Annotated in this window: 21 protein-coding genes; 20 read left to right on the top strand and 1 reads right to left on the bottom strand. The window is 53.3% G+C overall.

Annotated elements, in window-relative coordinates; all coding sequences use genetic code 11:
* Window positions 1-93 precede the first annotated feature (93 nt).
* The 19 genes from hemA to DEP07_RS06995 all read left to right on the top strand — a co-directional run bounded on the left by hemA (window position 94) and on the right by DEP07_RS06995 (window position 19802).
* A complete protein-coding gene (gene hemA, locus DEP07_RS07085) occupies window positions 94-1455 on the top strand; it encodes a glutamyl-tRNA reductase (RefSeq protein ID WP_173597485.1) in 1362 nt (453 codons plus the stop codon).
* Between the two features lie 66 nt (window positions 1456-1521).
* Complete coding sequence (locus DEP07_RS07080) at window positions 1522-2340, top strand: cytochrome C assembly family protein (RefSeq protein WP_063230139.1); 819 nt, start codon at window positions 1522-1524, stop codon at window positions 2338-2340.
* A gap of 24 nt (window positions 2341-2364) precedes the next feature.
* A complete protein-coding gene (hemC, locus tag DEP07_RS07075) occupies window positions 2365-3294 on the top strand; it encodes a hydroxymethylbilane synthase (RefSeq protein WP_122964259.1) in 930 nt (309 codons plus the stop codon).
* On the top strand, window positions 3291-4085 hold the full coding sequence (locus DEP07_RS07070; RefSeq protein WP_122964258.1) for a uroporphyrinogen-III synthase: 795 nt from the start codon (window positions 3291-3293) through the stop codon (window positions 4083-4085). The genes hemC and DEP07_RS07070 overlap by 4 nt, the downstream gene beginning before the upstream one ends.
* 1 nt (window position 4086) lies before the next feature.
* Window positions 4087-5061: a porphobilinogen synthase gene (hemB, locus tag DEP07_RS07065; protein WP_063230142.1), complete on the top strand. Its 975-nt coding sequence runs from the start codon at window positions 4087-4089 to the stop codon at window positions 5059-5061.
* 7 nt (window positions 5062-5068) lie between these two features.
* A complete protein-coding gene (gene hemL / locus DEP07_RS07060; RefSeq protein WP_217022412.1) occupies window positions 5069-6364 on the top strand; it encodes a glutamate-1-semialdehyde 2,1-aminomutase in 1296 nt (431 codons plus the stop codon).
* Window positions 6365-6498: 134 nt separating this feature from the next.
* Window positions 6499-6975, top strand: coding sequence for a GyrI-like domain-containing protein (locus DEP07_RS07055; protein WP_122964256.1), 477 nt, complete (start codon window positions 6499-6501; stop codon window positions 6973-6975).
* Between the two features lie 116 nt (window positions 6976-7091).
* Complete coding sequence (locus DEP07_RS07050) at window positions 7092-7901, top strand: HipA family kinase (protein ID WP_229049887.1); 810 nt, start codon at window positions 7092-7094, stop codon at window positions 7899-7901.
* 134 nt (window positions 7902-8035) lie between these two features.
* Window positions 8036-8848 (top strand): alpha/beta fold hydrolase, encoded by an 813-nt coding sequence (locus DEP07_RS07045; protein WP_287102305.1) that lies wholly within the window; start codon window positions 8036-8038, stop codon window positions 8846-8848.
* Window positions 8849-8914: 66 nt separating this feature from the next.
* The gene (locus DEP07_RS07040; RefSeq protein ID WP_287102304.1) at window positions 8915-10789 is read left to right on the top strand and encodes a bifunctional metallophosphatase/5'-nucleotidase; all 1875 of its coding nucleotides are present in this window, start codon (window positions 8915-8917) and stop codon (window positions 10787-10789) included.
* Between the two features lie 111 nt (window positions 10790-10900).
* Entirely contained in the window at window positions 10901-11230 is a 330-nt protein-coding gene (locus DEP07_RS07035; RefSeq protein WP_122964252.1) for a PadR family transcriptional regulator, read from the top strand.
* The gene (locus DEP07_RS07030; protein WP_122964251.1) at window positions 11217-11768 is read left to right on the top strand and encodes an HAAS signaling domain-containing protein; all 552 of its coding nucleotides are present in this window, start codon (window positions 11217-11219) and stop codon (window positions 11766-11768) included. The genes DEP07_RS07035 and DEP07_RS07030 overlap by 14 nt, the downstream gene beginning before the upstream one ends.
* Before the next feature lies 1 nt (window position 11769).
* Entirely contained in the window at window positions 11770-12618 is an 849-nt protein-coding gene (locus DEP07_RS07025; RefSeq protein WP_122964250.1) for a DUF4097 family beta strand repeat-containing protein, read from the top strand.
* A 138-nt stretch (window positions 12619-12756) separates the two neighbouring features.
* Window positions 12757-13794, top strand: coding sequence for a uroporphyrinogen decarboxylase (gene hemE / locus DEP07_RS07020; protein WP_122964249.1), 1038 nt, complete (start codon window positions 12757-12759; stop codon window positions 13792-13794).
* 16 nt (window positions 13795-13810) lie between these two features.
* The gene (gene hemH, locus DEP07_RS07015; protein WP_287102303.1) at window positions 13811-14743 is read left to right on the top strand and encodes a ferrochelatase; all 933 of its coding nucleotides are present in this window, start codon (window positions 13811-13813) and stop codon (window positions 14741-14743) included.
* A 12-nt stretch (window positions 14744-14755) separates the two neighbouring features.
* Window positions 14756-16165, top strand: coding sequence for a protoporphyrinogen oxidase (hemY, locus tag DEP07_RS07010; protein ID WP_287102302.1), 1410 nt, complete (start codon window positions 14756-14758; stop codon window positions 16163-16165).
* A 175-nt stretch (window positions 16166-16340) separates the two neighbouring features.
* Window positions 16341-17807 (top strand): LysM peptidoglycan-binding domain-containing protein, encoded by a 1467-nt coding sequence (locus DEP07_RS07005; RefSeq protein ID WP_173597478.1) that lies wholly within the window; start codon window positions 16341-16343, stop codon window positions 17805-17807.
* A gap of 14 nt (window positions 17808-17821) precedes the next feature.
* Window positions 17822-18820, top strand: a complete 999-nt coding sequence (locus DEP07_RS07000) for a phosphotransferase (RefSeq protein ID WP_122964245.1) — start codon at window positions 17822-17824, stop codon at window positions 18818-18820.
* Entirely contained in the window at window positions 18807-19802 is a 996-nt protein-coding gene (locus DEP07_RS06995; protein WP_122964244.1) for a hypothetical protein, read from the top strand. The genes DEP07_RS07000 and DEP07_RS06995 overlap by 14 nt, the downstream gene beginning before the upstream one ends.
* A gap of 40 nt (window positions 19803-19842) precedes the next feature.
* On the opposite strand, the gene DEP07_RS06990 is transcribed toward DEP07_RS06995, so the two are convergent.
* A complete protein-coding gene (locus tag DEP07_RS06990; RefSeq protein ID WP_063230156.1) occupies window positions 19843-20028 on the bottom strand; it encodes a hypothetical protein in 186 nt (61 codons plus the stop codon).
* 176 nt (window positions 20029-20204) lie between these two features.
* Between DEP07_RS06990 and DEP07_RS06985 the strand changes: the two genes are divergently transcribed.
* Window positions 20205-22019, top strand: coding sequence for a PP2C family protein-serine/threonine phosphatase (locus tag DEP07_RS06985; protein ID WP_242772029.1), 1815 nt, complete (start codon window positions 20205-20207; stop codon window positions 22017-22019).
* Window positions 22020-22029: the final 10 nt, after the last annotated feature.

Genomic DNA, 22029 nt, shown 5'->3' with positions numbered 1-22029 from the left:
CACAATTACTCATGTCCGTTTACGGGCATAATGTTATAATAATAGTGCATTTTACATATGGCGTATGCAAGTATGTCATTCTGGGAGGACATTATGGATATTCTTTTGCTGGGCTTAAATTATAAAACGGCACCTGTCGAAGTTCGCGAAAAGTTTACATTCAGCGATGATGGGACTGTGCGCGCTCTTCATCTTCTCTCCCAGACGAAGAGTATTGCAGAATGTGTCATCTTGGGGACATGCAACCGTACGGAAATTTACGTCGTTTGCGATCAGGCGAATATCGGCCGGGACTATTCGCGTCGTTTTTTGGCGGAATGGTTCGGTGTGGAAAAAGAACGATTCAAGGATCACCTCTATATAAAAGAGAACGAACAGGCAATCGACCATCTGTTTAGAGTGTCTGCTGGTCTTGATTCGATGGTGATGGGAGAGACGCAAATTCTCGGTCAGGTGCGCGATGCCTTTTTGATGGCGCAAGAGCTGAAAACGACGGGAACCGTGTTCAACACGCTGTTCAAGCAAGCGATTACGTTCGCGAAGCGTGCCCATACGGAGACGGCTATCGGACAAAACGCCGTTTCGGTCAGCTATGCGGCGGTTGAACTGGGCAAAAAAATATTCGGCTCTTTCGCCGGGAAGTCCGTCCTGATTGTCGGAGCGGGCAAAATGAGCGAGCTGACTGCCAAACATTTGCACGCCAACGGTTCCGAACGCGTCACGGTAGCAAACCGCACGCTGGAGAGAGCGCAGCTTTTGGCGGAAAAATTCAAAGGGGATTCCTGTACGATGGAGCAGTTGCCTGAGGCGCTGCTCACCGCAGACATCGTCATCAGCTCGACGGGAGCGACCGGGTACGTCCTCGGCAAGCAAGATTTGGCGCCGATCATGAAGCAGCGGAAGCACCGCCCGCTGTTCATGGTGGATATTGCGGTTCCCCGTGACCTGAACCCTGATCTGCACGATCTGGATAACGTCTTTTTGTACGATATCGATGATCTGGAAGGCATCGTCGCAAGCAACGTCGCAGAGCGCTCGCGGGAAGCGGAGCGACTGGAGGCTATGATCGAAGAGGAAATCATGGCGTTTACCGCCTGGTACCAGACGCTCGGAGTAGCGCCGCTGATCGCTGCGCTGCGTGAAAAAACGCTCACCATTCAAGGCGAAGCGATGCGCAAGATTGAAAACAAGCTGCCAAACTTGACGGAGCGCGAGATGCACATCATCCGCAAGACGACAAAAGGGATCGTCAATCAACTGATGCATGATCCGGTTGTCCGTCTGAAGGAGATGGCAGCTACCAAATCCGGAGAAGAAGTGCTGGACATTTTCACCAAGATGTTTGCTCTGGAAGAAATCCTGGAACGCAAAGAGCAGGAGGCGATCTGGGCAGACGATAAAACAAAACAACCAGCAGCTCGTGAAAAGGTATTGGCTTCCCGCCTGCCGGACTAACAACCTTCTTTGCAAAAACGATACTGCCATCGATAGAAACCGATAGGGAAAGAGGGGAGAGAGTGCATGGCCGAGGTGAGATGGATCTACGACCTGACGATCTTTCTCTACGCTGCAAGTGTTCTCTTCTATTTTAACGACTTCTTGCAAAGCAACCGGAAAGTCAATCGTTTGGCTTTCGGGTTGCTTATTGTCGTTTGGGCCTTGCAAACCGCTTTTTTTGTGTCGCAAACGGTGATGAAAGCTTATTTTCCTGTCATTACACTGTTTGAGACGCTGTTTTTTTACTCATGGGTGCTGGTAAGTCTGTCACTTGCCATTCACTATTTTTTTCGCATTGATTTACTGGTTTTTTTTACAAATATCATCGGATTTGTCGTCCTGGTCATGTCGATGTTTTTGCCAGAGACGCCCATCGTCGCTGTATCCAGTGTGCTGACCTCTGAGCTTCTGTTGACACATGTGACGCTGGCGATGTTCAGCTACGGAGCTTTCTCTCTGTCGATGATCTTTTCAGCGATGTACCTGTTGCAGCATAAGATGCTCAAGGAGCGCCGCTGGACTCCGCTTTTGCGCAGATTGCCCAGTCTCGATCAATTGGAGGGCTACGCTTACCGGATGAATATGCTCGGTGTGCCGATGCTGCTGCTCTCGATTGTGCTGGGGATCATTTGGGGAAAAATGGTACTGCCGGAGAAATTTTTGCTGGATTCCAAAGTCGTGCTCTCTTTGCTCGTCTTGGCCAGCTATTCGTTCTGGCTGTACAAGCGATTTCGCGATACGATGCAAATGCGCAGGATGGCGCAATGGAACGTCTTGGCGTTTTTGCTTTTGCTCATCAATTTCTTAGGAATCACGACATCTACATTTCACAGCTGGTGGTAGCGGCTGTTCATCAAGGAGGCTGTCATGGGAAAATGGAAAGTGGGTACGCGGCGCAGCAAGCTGGCGCTCACCCAGACGAAGTGGGTTGTAGCGAAACTGCAGGAAATCGCGCCGGAAGCTGATTTTGAACTGCATGAGATTGTGACAAAAGGCGACCGGATTCTCGATGTTACTCTGTCCAAGGTGGGCGGAAAAGGCTTGTTCGTCAAAGAAATCGAACAGTCTTTGTACGACAAGGAAACGGATTTGGCGGTGCACAGCTTGAAGGACATGCCAGCCGAATTGCCGGAAGGACTCGTGATCGGGGCGATTCCGAAGCGCGTTGACCCGCGGGACGTCCTGCTTTCCCTGGATGGAAAAACGCTTGATGAGCTGCGGGAGGGGGCGCTGGTCGGAACCAGCAGTCTGCGCCGCAGTGCGCAAATTCTCGCGCATCGCCCGGACATTCAGATCGAGTCGCTGCGTGGAAACATTGATACGCGCATCCGTAAGCTGGAAGAAGGCAACTTCGATGCGATCATTTTGGCGGCAGCGGGTCTGGAACGCGTCCAGTATGCGGGAAACATTTCGCAATATTTGCCCGTGGAAATCAGCCTGCCAGCTGTCGGACAGGGTGCGCTCGCCATCGAATGCCGCGCAGATGATGAAGAGACGCTGGCCCTGTTGAAACAGCTTGATGATGAGCCTACGCGTCTGGCTGTTACAGCCGAGCGCAGCTTCCTGCACAAGCTGCAAGGCGGCTGTCAAGTTCCGATCGGGGCGTATGCGACCGTGGATGAGGCGAAGCAGATCACTTTGACAGGCATGGTCGGCTCGCCGGATGGAAAACAGCTGTTCAAAAACACGGCGACAGGCACGGATGCGCTGGCGCTCGGCGTTCAGGTGGCGGAAGCGCTGCTCGCGCAAGGAGCGGGCGAGGTGCTCGCACAAGTTTTGCGGGAGAACCAGGAATGACAGCCGTCGGATCGCGCGGGCCGCTGACAGGCAAGCAGATCATGGTGACGCGCGCCAAAAGCCAGGTTCAGGAACTGGTGGACAAAATCGAACATTTGGGCGGAGAGGCTTATGCCTTTCCGCTTCTGAAAATGATCCCGCCTGCGGACAATGCGAGGCTGGATGAAGCCATCGCCGAGTTGTCCAGCTATGAGTGGGTCATTTTTACGAGTGTCAATGGCGTGCGTTTTTTTCTGGATCGGATGCAGCAGCTGGAAGTCGGTCTTCAAGCATTCGCAGGGAGGATTGCCGCAGTCGGTCCCAAGACGGCTCAGGCTCTGACCAGCCACGGTCTTGAGGTTGCCGTGATCCCTTCCGACTACGTAGCCGAGGGATTGCTCGCCAGTTTGCACGAACAGCTTCGTCCTGGCCAGCGTGTTTTGCTGCCGCGAGCGGACATTGCCCGCAAAGCGCTGCCAGCCGAATTGCAAGAACGAGGGCTTGCGGTGACAGAGGTGGACGTTTATCATACGGTCATCGACGCATCGCTTGCGCCGGAAGCGGCAAAAGAGTTGCAGCAAGGCCGCATTGATGTCATCTTGTTTACCAGCTCGTCTACCGTGACTCACTTCATCCAGGCGATGTCGCCTTATGCGACCCCAGGCTGGCTCGATCAGGTGCGGATCGCCTGCATCGGTCCGATCACAGCTGATACAGCCAGACAGAACGGGCTTGTTGTCGATGTGGTCGCGAGCGAGTACACGGTGGATGGACTGTTAGAAGCTTTACTAGAGAATCTGGGAGGGAATTGACATGGCACTTACATTTGACCGTCATCGCCGTCTGCGCCAAAGCGCGGCTATGCGCAATCTGGTACGAGAAAATCACATTCACCTGGAAGATCTGATTTATCCTTTGTTTGTCGTGGAAGGAACCGGCATCAAAAATGAAATTGCTTCGATGCCAGGCGTGTACCAGTTCTCTCTGGATGTTTTGGCGGAAGAAATGAAAGAGATTGTGGCGCTGGGAATCCAGTCCGTGCTGATGTTCGGGGTGCCGGAGCACAAAGACGCTTGCGGGACAGAGGCGTACAACGACGATGCGGTTACGCAGCAAGCCATCCGTCAGATCAAGGAAGCCCACCCGGAAATGATCGTGATTGCCGATACGTGCCTGTGTGAGTACACGGACCACGGTCATTGCGGCGTCATTCACAATGGCGAAGTCGTCAACGACGAGACGCTTGAGCTTTTGGCAAAAACAGCGGTCTCCCAGGCAAAAGCGGGCGCTGACATCATCGCTCCTTCCAACATGATGGACGGATTTGTCGTTGCGATCCGCGAAGCTTTGGATGAAGCAGGCTTTTCCCATATTCCGATCATGTCCTACGCAGTGAAATACGCTTCCGCCTTCTACGGCCCATTCCGCGATGCCGCTGGTTCGACACCGCAATTCGGCGATCGCAAAAGCTACCAGATGGACGCGGCAAACGCACGGGAAGGACTGCGAGAAGCGGCTTCTGATGTAAAAGAAGGGGCAGACTTTTTGATCGTGAAGCCAGGTCTGGCTTTCATGGACATGGTGCTGCGCCTGCGCGAGAACTTCAACCTGCCGATCGTCGCCTACAACGTGAGTGCCGAATACTCCATGGTCAAAGCGGCAGCCCTCAACGGCTGGATTGATGAAGAGCGCATCGTAATGGAGGCGCTGCTTGGCTTCAAACGGGCTGGCGCAGACTTGATTATTACGTATCATGCCAAAGATGTAGCAAAATGGCTGGCGAGGTGAGCAAAAGATGATGAGAGAAAAATCGACTCAGTTGTTTGCAGAAGCACAGCATTACATACCTGGTGGAGTGAACAGCCCGGTGCGGGCGTTCAAGAGTGTGGGCGGCAATCCTGTCTACATTGAAAAAGGGGAAGGCTCCCGCATTTTTGATGTGGACGGCAACAGCTACATCGACTATATCGGCTCGTGGGGACCGCTGATTCTCGGTCATGCGCATCCGCGCGTGCTGGCGGCGATTACGGAAGTCGCTGCGCTCGGAACCAGCTTCGGTGCTCCGACAGAGCGCGAAACCGAGATGGCGAAGCTCGTATGTGAGCTGGTTCCATCCGTGGAAGTTGTGCGCATGGTCAACTCGGGCACAGAAGCGACGATGAGCGCTCTGCGTCTCGCCCGCGGCTACACGAAGCGCAACAAAATCATGAAGTTCGAAGGCTGTTACCACGGCCATGCCGACAGTCTGCTGATCAAAGCCGGTTCTGGCGTAGCGACGCTCGGTTTGCCGGATAGTCCGGGCGTGCCAGAAGGAACCGCTGTGAATACAATCACAGTGCCATACAACGATTTGGACAGCGTCAAGCTCGCTTTCGAGCATTTTGGCGACGATCTGGCTGCGGTCATTGTCGAGCCAATCGGAGGCAACATGGGCGTAGTGCCGCCACAGCCCGGTTTTTTGGAGGGGCTGCGTGAAATCACCAAGCAATACGGCGCGTTGCTCATTTTCGATGAAGTCATGACAGGCTTCCGTGTAGCGCTTGGCGGCGCTCAACAACTGTACGGCATCACGCCTGACCTGACCACGATGGGCAAAGTCATCGGCGGCGGTCTTCCGGTGGGAGCGTACGGCGGCAAACGGGAAATCATGCAGCAGATTGCCCCGGCAGGACCGATCTATCAGGCGGGAACGCTGTCCGGCAACCCGCTGGCGATGGCGGCAGGCTTGACTACCTTGCAAGAGCTGAGCAAGCCAGGTGCTTACGAGTATTTGGAAAAGCTGTCTGCGCGATTGGGTGAGGGACTGGCAGAAAATGCGCGCAAGCTGGGTATCCCGCACACGCTCAACCGGGTTGGCTCCATGGTATGCCTGTTCTTTACCGATACGCCAGTCATCAACTACGAGACGGCGAAAACAGCTGATTTGGACCGCTTCTCGGCTTACTTCAGCTATTTGCTGGAAGAAGGCGTCATGATCCCGCCGTCCCAGTTTGAAGGGATGTTCGTTTCCTTGGCACATACGGAAGAGGACATTGAACGGACGATTGAAGCGAGCTACCGCGCTATGAAAAAGGCGCTGGAAGCTGAATAAACAAGAGAGAGACACCTTCTGCAACTGCGCAGGAGGTGTTTTTTTAGTTTTTTTGTAAAGATCGGCTGGAAGAAGCAGGATATTGCCACAACGGATGAGAATACGAGGGGAGCAAAAAAGAGCGAGGTGGAGTCATGGAAGGAACAATTGTACAGGTGCCAGAAAAACACGTGGTAGGACTCAGCTTTTCCGGCTCGTTTTCCATGTTGATCGAGCACATGCCCAAGCTGTGGGAAACGTTTTTGCAGCGACAAGGGGAGATTCCGCTTATGGTGCAGCCCGACGTGCGCTATGACATCAGTGACGAGAACCAGACGTACCAAATGTATACCGAGTATATCGTGGTAGAGGTAGAAGGCTTTGAAAAAATTCCTCCTGGCATGGTCGGGTTCACGCTGCCAGCCAGAACGTACGCCCGCTTCACCCATGCAGGACCGATGGAGACGGTGCAGGACACGTACCGTCAGTTGTTTGGCTGGCTTGACGCACACGGCCACCAGGTCGATCCGCAAGCTTTGCGCATGGAACGGTACGACCAGCGCTTCATTCCTTCCGTGCATCCCCGGCAAAGAGCGGAGAACACGTACGAAATTTTCATTCCGCTCCGCTAAGCGACAAGGGAACAACACCTCTTTTTGCTTTTTGGCGAGGAGATGTTCCTTTTGATTTCACCATTCTGCACCCAAATTCGTATACTGTTAAAAAACAGGGACGAGGTGTACAGGTGGTGAGATTGAGATGGCGTTATCGGAAGCGCCTGCGTAAACGGTACGGCCGGCTGATCTGGAAGGTCAAAAGCCGCAAAGGACGCAAGGGATACTTCAAATCGACCGTATATCGGCATCATCGCAAAAATTACCGCATTCTCGTAGCAAACGAGTACATCGCCGCGCATTTGGCGAAAAGCCTCGGGGTGCCTGTCGCAAAAGTGATGCAAGCCCATGTGCGCGGGCCAAACGGCCGGATCAAGCGTGGAATTATTTCCATCAAGGGCAAAGGCAGCAAAGTGATCCACTGGAAAAAGGTCAAAAAGAAATGGCTGAAAAAACCGCACAAGCATATCAAAGGCGCCAAAAAGCTGGCGCGGCTCGTCGCTTTTGACGCCTGGATTCTCAACCCGGATCGCTCCAACCGCAACCTGATTCTGCACAAGAAAAAGTCGTGGAAGAAGTACAAATGGTACGGAATCGATCATGGGATTTCCTTGTTTGGTAATCCTACTAAATGGAATCTGCGCCGCGCCAGGAAAAAGTTTTCCTGCAAAAAAGCCTACAAGTTTTGCCTGCATTCCGGCGAAAAGAAAAAACAGCGCATTCCCAAAGGGCTGAAGCGCTTTACCCGCGACAACCGCAAGCAACTGGAAAAAATGGTCAAGAAAATCCAGTCCTTGCCCAAAGGAAAGCTCAAAAAAGCAATTCGCCGAGTACCCAAGGGCTTGTTGACACGGGCAGAAAAACGGTTTATCGAAAAAGTGCTGCTGTGCCGTCGCAAGCATTTGAAAAAGGCATTGAAGCGGATTTCCAAGCATTTCGGGTAGCGTTGGAGTGCTTGACCCATCTAGTAAATGAAGTGGAACAGATGGCCTGGAGGAGGCTGTTTTTTCAAGCGTTGCAGTCAGCGCTGGCAACTGGCAAGCGGGCAGGCTGAACCAATCACCAAGGAGCGATGCACATGCAAAAAGAAATTCAACTGACAAACGGAGTCAAGCTCGCCTATGTAGAGGAGGGCACAGGGGAAGCGGTCGTTCTCTTGCACGGCTTCTGCGGCAGCTCGCGCTACTGGGACAAGCTGATCCCGTTGTTGTCCCGCACTCACCGTGTATTGGCTGTTGATTTGCGGGGACACGGCCACAGCGCTGCTCCGGACGAGCCTTATTCCATGGAACGGTTTGCCGAGGACATCGCGCTTTGGGCGGAAGCAGCAGGGCTTGCGAAATTCCATCTGTTCGGCCATTCGCTCGGCGGCTATGTGACACTCGCTTTTGCTGAAAAGCACGCGGACAAGCTGGCAAGCTTCGGGCTGATTCACTCCACGCCGTTCCCGGATGACGAAGCGGCCAAGGCGAATCGCAACAAAGGAGCCGACAGCATTCGCGAAAACGGGATGGAGCCGTTTATCAAAGCGCTTGTGCCCAAGCTGTTTGCACCTGATCACGTCGCTTCACTCACGCAAGAGGTCCAAACCGCAAAAGACATCGGGTTCGCCACCAGTCCAGTTGGCGCGATTCAAACGCTTTATGCGATGCGAGATCGCCTGGACCGCAATCGCGTTTTGCAAGAGACAGCGCTGCCTGTGCTTTTGGTTGCAGGGGCAAAAGACCAGATCATTCCGGTAGAAAAAACGTTCACTGTGGAACGAAGTCATGTGGTTCATAGGTTGTTGCCTGATGCCGGACACATGGGGATGCTGGAAGCGCCGGAGCAACTGTCAGAAGCCATAGCCGATTTTGTCGGAAAAAACAGCAAATCTGCACCATCAGCCTAGCAAATTTTGCTATAATGGAAGCGTTATCCTATCTTTTTGCATACATAGATGAGAGGGGAATTTCCTATGAAAAAAGCACGTCGCATTACCATGATGGCGTTTGCATCGGTTGTCTTCGCATCGTTGCTGTCGTCCTCCGCACTCGCAGCGCCACTGCATCCTGTCAAACACGTGGACTGGATGGTGAAAAAAGCGATCGTAACAGCAGGCCAAAACGGCGACCTGGCTCTGGATCGTACCGTAACGCTCGCAGAGGCAACCGTTGTATTCTCCAAACTCAAAGGCGCTCAAATCGGTGCGGCAGCAAAAGGCGCGCACTGGGCAACTCCTTACCTGGACTGGGCAAAAGGCCAAGGGGCAGTATCCCAGGACGACTTCAAAAATCCGACGCAAGTGGTCACTTCTGCAAAACTGACGCAAATGGCTGAAAAGCTGGGCTACAAAGTCACTTTCGGAAACAAGGCGAACGTGACGCGCGGAGAGTTTTTCCAGGCGTTGGGTGACGCTGCGACGACACACGTAACCATCGCTCACACAAACGATACGCACGGACACATTCAGGAAGACAAAAGCCAAAAAGAATTTGGCTTCGCTAAAATCGCCACCTTGCTGAAAGAATGGCGTGCGGAAAACAACAACTTCCTTTTGCTGGATGCAGGTGATACGTTCCAAGGAACCGTATTCGTCAACCAGTTCAAGGGCGAATCCGTCGTTCCAATCCTGAACAGCCTCGACTACAATGTGATGGCAGCGGGCAACCACGAGTTTGACTTCGGCTACGAGCACTTGCTGAAACTGCGCGACATGCTGGAACATCCGGTCATTTCCGCGAACGTGTTCAAAGCGGATGGCAAAGAGCTGTTGCTGCCAACCTTCAAGGCTGAAATCGGCGGCAAAAAATTCGCGTTTGTCGGCTTTGTGGCTGAAGACACTCCTGTTTTGACTCACCCTGACAACGTGAAGGGTCTGACCTTCAAGAACCCGGTTGAAGTGGCAAAAGCAGTTGTGCCGCAACTGAAAAAAGAAGTCGATCACGTCATCGTCGTCTCCCATATCGGGGTAGATGTGGACCGCGAAATCGCGAAAAACGTTCCTGGCATCGACCTGATCGTCGGCGGCCACTCCCATACGCCACTGAAAGAGCCTGAGCTGGTCAACGGCACATACATCGTTCAAGACTGGGAATACGGCAAGTCTTTGGGACGCGCTGACCTGTACTACCTGGGCAAAGAGCTGGTTGCATTCAGCGGCGGCTTGAAAGAATACGATGAAACTGTCGTTGCCGATCCGGAAGTTGACAAAATGGTTCAGGAAATTGTGAAGAAAATTGATTCCGTCATGAATGTGGTCATTGCAAAATCCGAGGTTCCGCTGGACGGCGACCGCACGCTTGTACGCGCGAAGGAAACCAACGTAGGTAACCTGATTACCGATATCATGCTGGAGCGCACGAAGTCGATCAAAGGACATGAAGCGGATGTAGCGCTGGCAAACGGCGGCGGTATCCGTACACAGCTTCCGGCTGGAGACATTACAAAGAAAAACCTGTACACGCTGCTCCCATTTGAAAACAACACACTGTCTGTTGTGGAAGTGACGGGAGAAGAGCTGAAGCAGGCGCTGGAAAACGGCGTGAGCCAAGTGGGCACAGGAGCAGGACGCTTCCCGCAAATCAGCGGCATGAGCTTTACTTACAACCCGACAAAACCGGTTGGCGAGCGCGTCCTGGAAGTGAAGGTAGGCGACAAGCCGCTTGACCTGACCAAAACTTACAAAGTAGCGACTATCGACTTCCTGGCAGCTGGCGGCGATGGCTACGAGTCCTTTAAAAAGCCGTTCTTCAACACAGGCTTGTCCATGTACAGCATCGTGGAAGAAGGATTGATGAAGCGCAAAGTGGTCAATCCGAAAGTAGAAGGACGTATTGTCGAAGTAAAATAAAGGTTGTGACGGATCAGACAGGGAAGATGTTCACTTCCCTGTCTTTTCTATCATAAAGTACCTTGCAATATACAGTAGCAATTTGGTAAGCTTTGACATGGGTGATGGACAATGAACGTACAGTTTAAAAAAGGTGTCCTGGAGCTGTGTGTTCTCGTGTTGACCGCCAAACGCGACAGATACGGATATGAACTGGTCGCGAGCATCTCCGAGAAGTTTCATATTGCGGAAGGGACCGTCTACCCTTTGCTGCGCCGATTGACTTTGGAGGGCTTTTTTGAAACCTATCTGACAGAATCGCAAGAAGGGCCGCCACGAAAATATTATCGGCTGACCGAGCAGGGAAGACGCTACATGAATGATCTCGTGCTGGAGTGGCGCATATTCAACCGCGGGGTCAACGAAATGATAGAGGAGGGACTGGGGTATGACAAGACGTGAGTTTATGGATGAGCTGGGCGCGTTGCTTGGCGATTTGCCTGACAAAGAGCGTCTGGACATCCTGGCTGATTATACCGAACATTTTTTGATCGGGATCAAGCAAGGAAAAAGTGAGCATGAAATTGCGGAAAGCCTGGGCAGCCCAAAAACGATTGCCAGAGAGCTTTTGGCCGGCTACCGGATTGATCAGGCGCAGTCCAACGCATCGGTAAGCAATATGTCCAGAGCCATTCTCGCCACGATCAGTCTGGGCTTTTTCAATCTGCTGTTTGTCCTCGGGCCGTTTTTTGGCTTGATCGGCGTGTTGATCGCCTGCTATGCCGTCTCCTTCTCGCTTTTGGTGGCACCGTTTGGCATTTTGATGGAATACGGGTATCCCGAACCGTCGCAGGAACGGCTCTTGCTCTTGTTTGGCAGCCTTGTATCGGTCGGACTGGGAGGAATGCTCACGGTAGGCTTGCTGCGCTTCACCAAGTGGATTTACAGCATGTTCCTAAAGTATCTGCAATTTAACGTGCAGATGATCAGGGGGAAATAAGATGAAAAATTGGGGAAAAAAGCTGTTCGGCATCAGCTTTCTGCTGTTTATCATCGGGGTGTGCGGGCTTGTTTGGCTGTTTTCCAAGCAAGAATATTTCGCCTTCTCGCTAAAAAAAGTCGAGCAGCAGCAAACGATTGAGCAAGATTTCAAGGCAGTGGATGTGAGCACAGGCACCGCAGATTTGGTCATTACGCCGGCAAAAGTAGAGAAAGCGACTGTGCGGCTCGTCGGAGAAGTTGCCGAGATGCAAAAAGATCGCCTGCAATTTACGAGCGAAGTAAGGCCGGACGGGACGCTTGTGGTGTACGTTCAGGAAAAGCTGCGCGTCAGCCTTTTCTATATAGGCAACGACGACTTGAAGCTGGAAGTCACGCTGCCGGAAAAGCAGTATGAGAGCATTCGCTTGAAAACCGACACAGGCAATATCACCAGCGGGGCGTTGACTGCGAGAAAAGCCGACATCGCGTCTCACACGGGTGATTTGGAGTTGAACGGCTTCGCGGGTGAGCGTCTGGACATACAGACCGACACGGGGGATATGCAGCTTGCCGGAATCCGCGCCGCTGTAACGATCGACACGGCCACAGGAGACATCGACAAGCTGATTTTGCCTGAGTTGACGCAAAATACGACAATTCGGACCGATACGGGCGATGTGCGGATGGAAGTGGAAAAGCAGCCGGAAAAGGCGCAACTGGAACTTTCCACAGATACGGGAACGATCGAGGCTGGCTGGCAAGGGATGTCCTACGAGGAAAAAGACAGGTATTACATGAAAGGAACGCTCGGAACAGCGGGGCCGAAGGTGTATGTCAAGACTTCTACGGGAGATATCCGCATTCAATAGAAGAAGTTTGGCAACAATGGTGGATAGGATTGGAAAGCGCGAAACGAAAAGATTTTGACACAAAAGAGTCATTACTTGTCGAATGCCCAGTGGTATCATATTGATGGGACAGATTATTGTGCAAAGAGAGGATTATTCATGACTTCAAAACCATTTAACGATACGTTTTTGAAAGCATGCCGCGGGGAGGCGACAGAGCATGTCCCTGTCTGGTACATGCGCCAGGCGGGACGATACCAGCCCGAATACCGCGCAATTCGCGCGAAGTATACCTTTTTTGAGATGAATTACATACCGGAAGTGTGCGCAGAAGTGACACGCCTGCCTGTAGACCAGTTGGGCGTAGATGCCGCCATTTTGTTCGCGGACATCATGACCCCGCTAAAACCGATTGGTGTCGACGTGAACATCGAGTCGGGAATTGGCCCGGTGATTGCCAATCCGATTGAGTCATTGGCGGATGTGCAGCGCCTGCTCGACCTGGAGCCGGAAACGCACGTGCCGTATATTTTGGAATCGATCAAGCTGTTGCGCGAGCAGTTGTCTGTTCCGCTGATCGGTTTTGCGGGAGCGCCGTTCACCCTTGCCAGCTACATGATCGAGGGCGGCCCTTCCAAGCATTATCACAAGACCAAAGCTTTCATGTACACGGAACCAGCGGCTTGGCAGGCGCTGATGGAGAAGCTCGGCGACTTGACGATCACGTACCTGAAGGCGCAAATCAAGGCCGGGGCGCAAGCGGTTCAAGTGTTTGACTCATGGGTAGGCGCGTTGAACGACGAAGATTATCGCGAGTACATAACGCCTGTCATGACCCGGATTTTTCAAGCGCTGAAAGAAACAGGAGTGCCGACCATCTACTTCGGAATCGGTGCGGGTCATCTTTTGCTGGATTGGAACCGCTTGCCTGTGGATGTCGTCGGTCTGGACTGGCGCACTTCCATCACGACAGCGCGCAATATGGGTGTGACCAAAACGCTCCAGGGCAACCTCGACCCGACGCTGCTGCTTGCTCCTTGGGAGAAGCTCGAAGCAAAAGCGAAAGAGATTCTCGACGAAGGTACAAAACAGCCAGGTTTCATTTTCAATCTGGGGCACGGTGTATTCCCTGACGCCAAGGTAGAAACGCTGCAAAAATTGACCGCGTTCATTCATAGCTACAAACGGGACGTGTGACCAGGAGGGGTTGGAAATGTTGAAGCCAAAAACAGGGCTTTTGCTGATGGCGTATGGAACGCCGCGCAGCCCTGAGCAAATCGAACCATACTACACGCACATTCGCCGCGGCCGCAAACCGCCGCAAGAACTGCTTGACGACTTGAGAGCCCGCTATGAGGCGGTAGATGGGCTGAACCGTTTTGCGGATATTACGGACGAGCAGGTGCGAGCGCTGACTGCGGAACTGAACAAGCGTTATCCCGATCGGGAGTTTGTCGGATACTTGGGGTTGAAGCATATTGCCCCGTTCATCGAGGATGCTGTCGAGCAGATGAAGCGAGACGGTATTGAAGAGGCGGTAAGTCTGGTTCTCGCTCCGCATTACTCCAGCTACAGCGTAAAAGAGTACAACGGCAGAGCGCAGGAGCATTCCGAATCGATCCAAGGCCCGAAAATCGAGAGCATCGAGAGCTGGTATTTGGAACCGGGTTTCATTGAATACTGGGCAAAAGCGATTGCGGGTACGTTTGCCTCGATGCCGGAAGAAGAACGCGGACAAGCCGTCGTCATCTTCTCTGCCCACAGTCTCCCGGAAAAAATCTTGAAGTCTGGCGATCCTTATCCGCAGCAACTGGAGGATACAGCCAAGCTGATTGCCGAGCAGGCCGGAATTTCCCGCTATGCTATCGGCTGGCAGAGTGCGGGCAACACGCCAGAGCCGTGGCTTGGGCCAGACGTTCAAGATTTGACGAGAGATTTGTACAAAGAGCACGGCTACCAGTCGTTCGTCTATTGTCCGGTCGGGTTCGTAGCCGAGCACCTCGAAGTGTTGTTTGACAATGATATGGAATGCAAGGCAGTAACGGAAGAGCTGGGTGTTCACTACCATCGCCCTCCGATGCCTAACGCCAGACCTGCGTTTATTTCCTGTCTGGCTGATGCGATCGGGAAAAAGCTGGCGAACTAGGGGATTGATCACATGAGCGAGAAATCTTATCATGTAACGATTGTTGGCGGCGGCATCACCGGATTGACCGCTGCTTTTTACTTGCAAAAAGAGATCGAAGCAAAAGGGCTGCCGATTTCCTATCAGCTGCTCGAACAGCAGGATCACCTGGGCGGAAAGATCAAGACGTGGCGGCACGAAGGCTTTGTCATCGAGCTGGGACCGGATTCGTTTTTGGAGCGGAAAACGAGCGCAGGCGAGCTGGCAGCCGATTTGGGGCTTGCGCATGAACTGGTGCGCAACAGCACCGGACAGGCTTACATTTGGCACAAAAATCGCTTGCAGCCGATTCCGGAAGGCGCCGTGATGGGGGTGCCGACCAAGCTGATGCCGTTTGTGACGACAGACCTGATCTCGTGGCCAGGCAAAATCCGCGCAGCAGCCGACTTGATTTTGCCTGCCTCCAAAGGCGATGCGGATATTTCCGTAGGCGAATTTTTCCGGCGCAGGCTGGGGGATGAAGTGATCGACAACCTCATTTCTCCGCTTCTGTCAGGCGTCTACTCCGGGGATCTCGACCACCTCAGCTTGCTGGCGAGCTTCCCGCAGTTCGCGCAAATGGAAAAGCAGCACCGCAGCCTGATTCTCGCGATGAAGCATTCGCGCCCGCAGTCGAAAGCACCTGGCAAGCCAAAAGGCATTTTCCTGACGCTTGCGAACGGATTGCAATCGTTGGTGGAAGGCATTGAAAAAAGCTTGCCTAGTGAAGCGTTGCTGAAAGGCACAGGTGTCACCAAGCTGGAAAAACGGCCAGACGGCAAGTATGCGCTCGCTTTGACAAACGGTCAGCTGCTTGAGACAGACGCCGTTTTGTTCACCGTACCCCACGCTGTCTCGGAGCCTTTGCTGCGGCCTTTTGCCAATGTTGCGGCACTGGAGAACGCCAAGCCGCACATGGTAGCGACGATTGCCATGGCTTTTCCGGAGAGCGGGATCGAGCTGGGGATGGAAGGGACAGGCTTCATCGTGCCGCGCCACTCCGGTGCGACGATTACGGCGTGTACGTGGGCGCATCGGAAATGGCCGCACATGGTGCCGAACAACAAGGCGCTCTTGAGAAGCTTCGTCGGGCGAGCGACAGAGCAAGCCTTTATGCAGATGACCGACGAAGAGATTCTGGAAGTTGTGCTGCGCGATTTGCGCAAGATCATGACCATCCGTCAAGAGCCGGAGTTTTACAGTGTCACCCGTCTGCAAAACGCGATTCCATATGTAGTCGGACATCAGGCGTGGGTGCGGGACGTGAAACAAAAGCTGAAAGCCAGCCTGCCGGGGGTCATGGTGGCAGGGGCATCCTACGACGGTGTAGGTGTGCCGGATTGTATTGCCCAAGGAAAAAAAGCCATATTGGAATGGATCGCATCTGTGCAACCGGGGAGCTAACCCCGGTTTTTCCTTTTTTCGGTGCTAAACGGCTCGTCCTGTCCATATAGTATAGGGAAATGTCCTGCACTCGGTCGATCGGATGCCTGTACAACTCGTATCGACCTTGGCGCATCAAAGGCATCGCCCAAAAAAAGCTTGGCGGAGCCCAAGTTTTCGAAAAGGAGGAGCACGAATGGCGTTACAGGATGGGCTGCTTTCGTTTGCCATCAAGGAGACCATTTTCCTCTCATCCGATAGAGCCGGAATCGGCGAATTGCAAGAGCTGGAACTGGTGCCTGATGTCGAGGTTCTGGAAAACGATTCGTATGTCTCGATCACGGGTTGCTTGCAATTGGTAGGAAAATACGAGCCGATCAGGGAGGCCGCAGAAGCGAACAGCGGCGGAACGGAAACTCTGGTTGAGGCAGTAACTTTTCCGCCGTTTCGTCAGGAAGCGTCGGAAGAGGTGCAGTACGGCTGGGAGGAGCAAATCGGCCATCGCATCCCGTTGAACATTACGATTCCGTTGGACCGGATTGCGGAAATTGGCGACATTTACGCGATTGTAGACAGCTTTGATTACAAGCTGGAATCTCCGCATCAAATGCTGATTGATGCAGATTTGAAAATCATGGGGATTCTTTTGGGCGAACAACAGGCTGCCCAGCCAGCGTCAGCCGATCAGGAACCGGCTGCAGAGGAAGCGAGAGCCTGGGAATACGCCCATGCGACGGACGAATCGTATCAGGAGTACGCTTCACCTGCCTCTCTGGACGAAATCGAGGAAAAGCTGAGTGCGCTCGAAGCAGAACTGGAACGGCAGGCATTGCCAGCTTCTTATGACTCGACTGAATCGCCGTCCGTTTTCGACGCTCCCGCGATTGCCTACAGCGATCCTGAGGATATCCCGTCGCAATACGGGGAAGTGCAGGAACATTATGGCGAGGTGCAGGAGGTGGCGCAAAGTGAGCCGCAAAAAGCGTGGATGGCCGATCCTGCCGCTTACGAAACGCACGGTCAGGCTGAGGCTCAGTACGACTCCCCTGCGTACGATGCGCTTGCCTATCAGGATGTTCAGGCCCGCGAGCAGGAGAGAAAACAGCATGACGCGGATGAACCTGTGCTTGCCATCCACGAACAGAACGAGATTGATTACGCTCCGGTAGCGAGTGAGCCTGACGAGTCTGCCTACGATGCGAATGCCGTACAAGAAGTGCATGCCGACCTCGAGGAAGAGGAAGCAGAGCCAGTGATTGCGCAGCCAGAAGTGGTGGAAGAGACAGAGCTGAAAGTAGCCATTTCCGGCAAGGCTTCCCGCGAAGAGAAGGCCAATGTCAACATCACCACCATCTTTTCGCAAGCCAGTCGCGCCAAACAGGAAGCGCAAGCCAGCGAAGCGGAGTCCTCGTCCAGCACCTCCCGCCACGGCTCTTCAGTGGGGGCGAGTCCCGGGACGATGGAGGCGATGCATAATCTCACCTCGTTCGTGCGGCGCAAGGAAGAGAGCACAAGCCAGTTGAAGATGTGCATCATTCAGCGTGACGAGACGCTGGAGCATATTTCCCAGCGCTATTCGTTGCCAGTGTCCAAAATCGTGGAAGTGAACAGGCTCGCTTCCGAACAGGTTGTCGCGGGACAAATTTTGTACATCCCGCAATAAAGGAGTGGGGGACCGTGGATAAGATCGATCTCTCCGAAGTTTGCCAGCATTATCGGGCGCGCGTGATTCGAATCACGCCGCTCGATGACTGCTATTTACTGGAGACTAACCGGGGCCCCAAGGAACTCCACGTCTGGCCGCGTGTGGATGTGATGCGCTGGTCGTTTGCCTGGCGCGAGCGATTGGCTCGTCAGGGGTTTCGCGTAGTGGAAAGGTTCATACGTACGCGAGAGACCAAGCCGTTTCTGGTTGTAGGCAAGCGTGGCGTCACCATGACCGACCACGCCCGGCACATCGAAGCGTGCGAGCCTGGGACGGAATGGGCTTACAGGTGTGGCCGAGTCATTGGCATGATGCACTTGTCTCAACAGGAAAGTCCCATCTTGTCGGGGATCGATTACTTGAAGCAAGAGCAAATCGGTGCAGATGCCAAATGGACGAAGGCCAAGGCGTTCGCAGAAGCGTTTCGGAACAAACACGGACGCGAGCCGGGAGAAAAAAGATGGGTAGCAGAGTTGATGCAGCCGATGCTTCAGCGAATGGAGCGCTCTTCGGCCATGCTCACTCATCCGAGTATTACGCCGGAAACCGTCAGTGTGTCGCATCGGGAGCTGCTGCGGGACAATTGGGGCATGGTGAAAGGCGAGCTGTACCTGAGGGGCTTTTTCCGGCCAGCCTTGTCCGTTCAGCAAAGAGACGTGGCGAGTTTTCTGCGGGATCATTACTTGACGCATAAAGATCTGGGGCAAATTGACGCTTTTCTCGACGGATACGAGGAGGTCAAGCCGCTCACCTACGGAGATTACACCGTCATGCTCGCTTTTATGGCTCGTCCTCGCGAAGTGTACAAAAGCATGGAAGCCTACACCAGACGGATTGCGAACAGGGAAGAAGCATCGGTAAAAGCGATCGAGCAGGCGCTGCGCATTCAAGAGTCGGTAGACCAGTTGCTTCAGCACATTGCGTACCGGGCTGAGCAGACGAGGAGGGAGGGAGTAGATGAGCCGATATGACGATGTTTATCCGTTGTTTCAAGAGTACGATATGTACGCGCAGAGCATCGATCTTCTAAAAGAACCAAACGTATTCAAGGCGACGACTCCCTACGGCTCTTACGTCTGCAAGCGGGCGAACGTGTCTGCCAAGCGGCTCGTTTTCGTAAGCGACATGCTGCGCCAGCTGCAGCAGCGAGGCTGGGATGGAGCGGTTCCTTTTACGTATACGAAATTCGATGACCCGTTTATTGTGCTGGGGGATGCGGTGTACTATGTGACGCCCTGGCAGCCGGGGAGCGAGGAGTGGACAGAGCAGCCGCTGGCGTGGGCAACTCCAGCCATCGAGCGGCTGGCCGAGCTTCATCATCTGACGCAAAACTATCGCTTCGATGATCCGAGACAGGTAGAGCCGCTGATCGACTCGCTGCTGAACCGTTGGCAGTATTGGCAAGGCCAGATGGAAAAGGCGGCGGAAGTGGCGGGAGGGCGGCAGTATCCTTCTCCGTTCGACCTCGTCTTTTTGGCAAACAAAGCGTTTGTGACGGAGATGAGCCAGACAGCCACTGACCTTTTGACCGACTGGAAAGAACGGCATGAGACACACGCGCATTTTCGCCTGTCGCTGATTCACGGCTATCCGCACCCCGCGCATATCGTGCCGGATCGCTCGGGGAAGGGAAAGCTGCTCAATTTTGACCGAGCCAGCTTTGACACGCCTGTGCGCGACCTCACCCTGTTTTACCGGACGTATTTTCAACTGGCGGGGGATGAAGCAGGCGCCTCCCAGCTGTACCATCGCTACGCAGCCATTTTTCCCTTGCGACCGGAAGAAATCGAGCTGTTGGCAGCGTTCCTGTCGTACCCGGAACGAATCATGAGGGACATCGACGTCTATTACCACAATCGCAAAGATTGGAGTGAGCTGTACGCGGTGAAGCGCCTGGAAAAAGATATGGACCGTCTGATGCGGTTGCACCGTTGGGTCCAGCAAGCTTTTTGACGAGCAACGTCTCACAAAGGTGGGGCGTTGCTTTTTGCATTTACAGCCACTCCAGCACGATCGCCACGTACAAAAGGGCGAGCAGGCCGAGAAGGATCACGTCAAACGAGGTGGGAAACAGGACGGTGCGGATGAACTGAAAAATCATCAAGGGAATCAACACTTGCTTGCATCCATATTTGATTCGCAGGTAGGTAGGGTTGTACTTCCAGCGAAAATTCATCATCGTTATCACCTCATTTCAGCATATGCGAGGTGGGCTGGGTCAGTGCCTAGATTTCCGCAGCGAAAAAACGAGATTTCTTTCTTGTTTACGTATATTTGAACATATGGGTTTGAGAATGGGAGGAAACGGGAACGTATAGGGCAGGAAGGCTAGGACGAACGTGTAAAGGTGAGCGAATGATCTGGAAAATAGCACTCTACTTGTCAGGGATAGGTATAGGTGTGTATTTGATTTTCTTATCGTGCGGCTTGCAGCGGCAACCGCATAGATGGTTTGACATTTCTTTTTTGCAAGGGATCGGACTGATTGCCTGGGGACTTGGCAGTTTGCTCGTTCTTGCTTTCGCCTGGATCGGTCACGGGCTAGGGGTGCCGTTTTGTTCAGGGACTTATCTGGCGGGCATCGTTTCCTTGCTCTTTTTGCTTTTGACGCACAGACCGCTGCGCGCGAAAACGCAAATCAAGGGTGCCCAGCTTTTAATGGACTGGCAAATGAGCACAAGGCAGCACACAGGCATCGTGCAGGTGATTCTTCTGGTCATCACCGCTTCCTTGCTTGCGCTGCCGGAAATGCCGTTTTATGCTAAAGTAGGATTGGCTATAGCTGTTGGCTATACGAGCGTTCGGACATACTTAAACAATAGGGACAACCAGCATCTCATGTCGGAGACGCTATCGTCGGTCAGCTCTCTGGAATCGAGGCTTACCCAGCAGCTCGCCCATACGGAGTGGATGAACAATCAGCTGTCTCTCGTTGAGGAACTCAAGCAAAATTACGAGGAATTGCTGATTGCGAGCAACAAAATCAGCGTGAGCGACGTCCATTACGATAGCATTCACCGCATAACGACTGAGCTTGTAGATGTCTGGTTTCATCAAATCAAAACACTTGCTTACATTGGCATCAGTTGGGAGTCCGAGCACGGGGATGTTTATTTTCACATGGAGCGGGGCAGACGCGACGACCATGGCGCTGCGCACTTTGTCGAGGAGCGGATTGTCGTCTCGGAGCAGTGGGACACCGCCAAGACACCCCGCTATGTCAGGCTGTTGGCTCAGACTGTATGCAACGAGTACGATATGGAAACAAAAGAGCTGGAGCAATCGTTTTTCCAACTGCTGCTCGTGACCGTGCGGGGATTGATCTTGCGCTGCCTGCATGAGCACCAGTCGTCAGAGCTGAAAGAGCTTGAGCTGGAGATGGGCTTGGCTCGCAGAATCCAGTCCATGCTGATTCCGAAAGAGGAATGGCGGGTGGACGGATTGCGCGCCAGAACCGTTTTTGTTCCGGTCACTTACGTAGGCGGAGATTACATTGATTTTGTCCCGATTGATGAACGCTACACTTGTTTTATTGTAGCGGACGTATCCGGGCACGGTCTGCCTGCGAGCATTTGGGCGACAGGCATTCGCATTGCCGTAAGGGCGGTGCTGCAAAACAATGCGTCGCCGGACGACATTTTGCAGCGGTTGAATCAGCTGCTGTATACTGATTTGGCCAAAACGCGCTCGTACATTACCATGCTGGTCGCCGTCTACGACTCTGTCCAGCACAAAATTTTGCTTGCCAGGGCAGGCCATCCGCAGCCGCTCTATTTGTCGGCGACGAAAAAAGCGGTTCTGCGCTGCAACGGGGGCGTAGGACTAGGGCTTTTGGCGGATAGCACCTATCAGCTTGAGGAAGTACCCTTGAAAGAAGAGGGTATACTACTACTATACACAGATGGATTATTGGATACGGGAAGAAAAGATGTGCTGCGAAGCTCTCACGGTTTGCTCGAAGAACTTGCTGTTCTTTTGGACGAGCACGAGCCGGGCAGTGAAGAGACGATTGAGCGTGTGGAATCGTACCTGTGGGCGATGATGCGCCAAGGCCAGCAAACCGATGACATATCCGTTTTGATTTTGCAGTTTCAGTCCGGCTCTTCTGCCGGACATAGAGGAAAGGAAACTCCTGTACTGTTGGGAGTACCCGAGCTGAAGCGCCCGTGAATAGGAGGAT

Source organism: Brevibacillus sp. (assembly GCF_003521185.1).
Classification (GTDB): domain Bacteria; phylum Bacillota; class Bacilli; order Brevibacillales; family Brevibacillaceae; genus Brevibacillus; species Brevibacillus parabrevis.
Note: the sequence above shows the minus strand (reverse complement) of the source record. Positions and strands in the feature narration are given on the sequence as shown.

Coding starts and splice junctions, on each gene's coding strand:
- DEP07_RS07025 (WP_122964250.1), top strand. CDS start 11,770: ATGAAAAATTGGGGAAAAAAGCTGTTCGGCATCAGCTTTCTGCTGTTT.
- hemH (WP_287102303.1), top strand. CDS start 13,811: ATGTTGAAGCCAAAAACAGGGCTTTTGCTGATGGCGTATGGAACGCCG.
- DEP07_RS06990 (WP_063230156.1), bottom strand. CDS start 20,028: ATGATGAATTTTCGCTGGAAGTACAACCCTACCTACCTGCGAATCAAA.
- hemC (WP_122964259.1), top strand. CDS start 2,365: ATGGGAAAATGGAAAGTGGGTACGCGGCGCAGCAAGCTGGCGCTCACC.
- hemL (WP_217022412.1), top strand. CDS start 5,069: ATGATGAGAGAAAAATCGACTCAGTTGTTTGCAGAAGCACAGCATTAC.
- DEP07_RS06995 (WP_122964244.1), top strand. CDS start 18,807: ATGAGCCGATATGACGATGTTTATCCGTTGTTTCAAGAGTACGATATG.
- DEP07_RS06985 (WP_242772029.1), top strand. CDS start 20,205: ATGATCTGGAAAATAGCACTCTACTTGTCAGGGATAGGTATAGGTGTG.
- DEP07_RS07030 (WP_122964251.1), top strand. CDS start 11,217: ATGACAAGACGTGAGTTTATGGATGAGCTGGGCGCGTTGCTTGGCGAT.
- DEP07_RS07055 (WP_122964256.1), top strand. CDS start 6,499: ATGGAAGGAACAATTGTACAGGTGCCAGAAAAACACGTGGTAGGACTC.
- hemB (WP_063230142.1), top strand. CDS start 4,087: ATGGCACTTACATTTGACCGTCATCGCCGTCTGCGCCAAAGCGCGGCT.
- hemA (WP_173597485.1), top strand. CDS start 94: ATGGATATTCTTTTGCTGGGCTTAAATTATAAAACGGCACCTGTCGAA.
- DEP07_RS07005 (WP_173597478.1), top strand. CDS start 16,341: ATGGCGTTACAGGATGGGCTGCTTTCGTTTGCCATCAAGGAGACCATT.
- hemY (WP_287102302.1), top strand. CDS start 14,756: ATGAGCGAGAAATCTTATCATGTAACGATTGTTGGCGGCGGCATCACC.
- DEP07_RS07080 (WP_063230139.1), top strand. CDS start 1,522: ATGGCCGAGGTGAGATGGATCTACGACCTGACGATCTTTCTCTACGCT.
- DEP07_RS07070 (WP_122964258.1), top strand. CDS start 3,291: ATGACAGCCGTCGGATCGCGCGGGCCGCTGACAGGCAAGCAGATCATG.
- hemE (WP_122964249.1), top strand. CDS start 12,757: ATGACTTCAAAACCATTTAACGATACGTTTTTGAAAGCATGCCGCGGG.
- DEP07_RS07040 (WP_287102304.1), top strand. CDS start 8,915: ATGAAAAAAGCACGTCGCATTACCATGATGGCGTTTGCATCGGTTGTC.
- DEP07_RS07045 (WP_287102305.1), top strand. CDS start 8,036: ATGCAAAAAGAAATTCAACTGACAAACGGAGTCAAGCTCGCCTATGTA.
- DEP07_RS07035 (WP_122964252.1), top strand. CDS start 10,901: ATGAACGTACAGTTTAAAAAAGGTGTCCTGGAGCTGTGTGTTCTCGTG.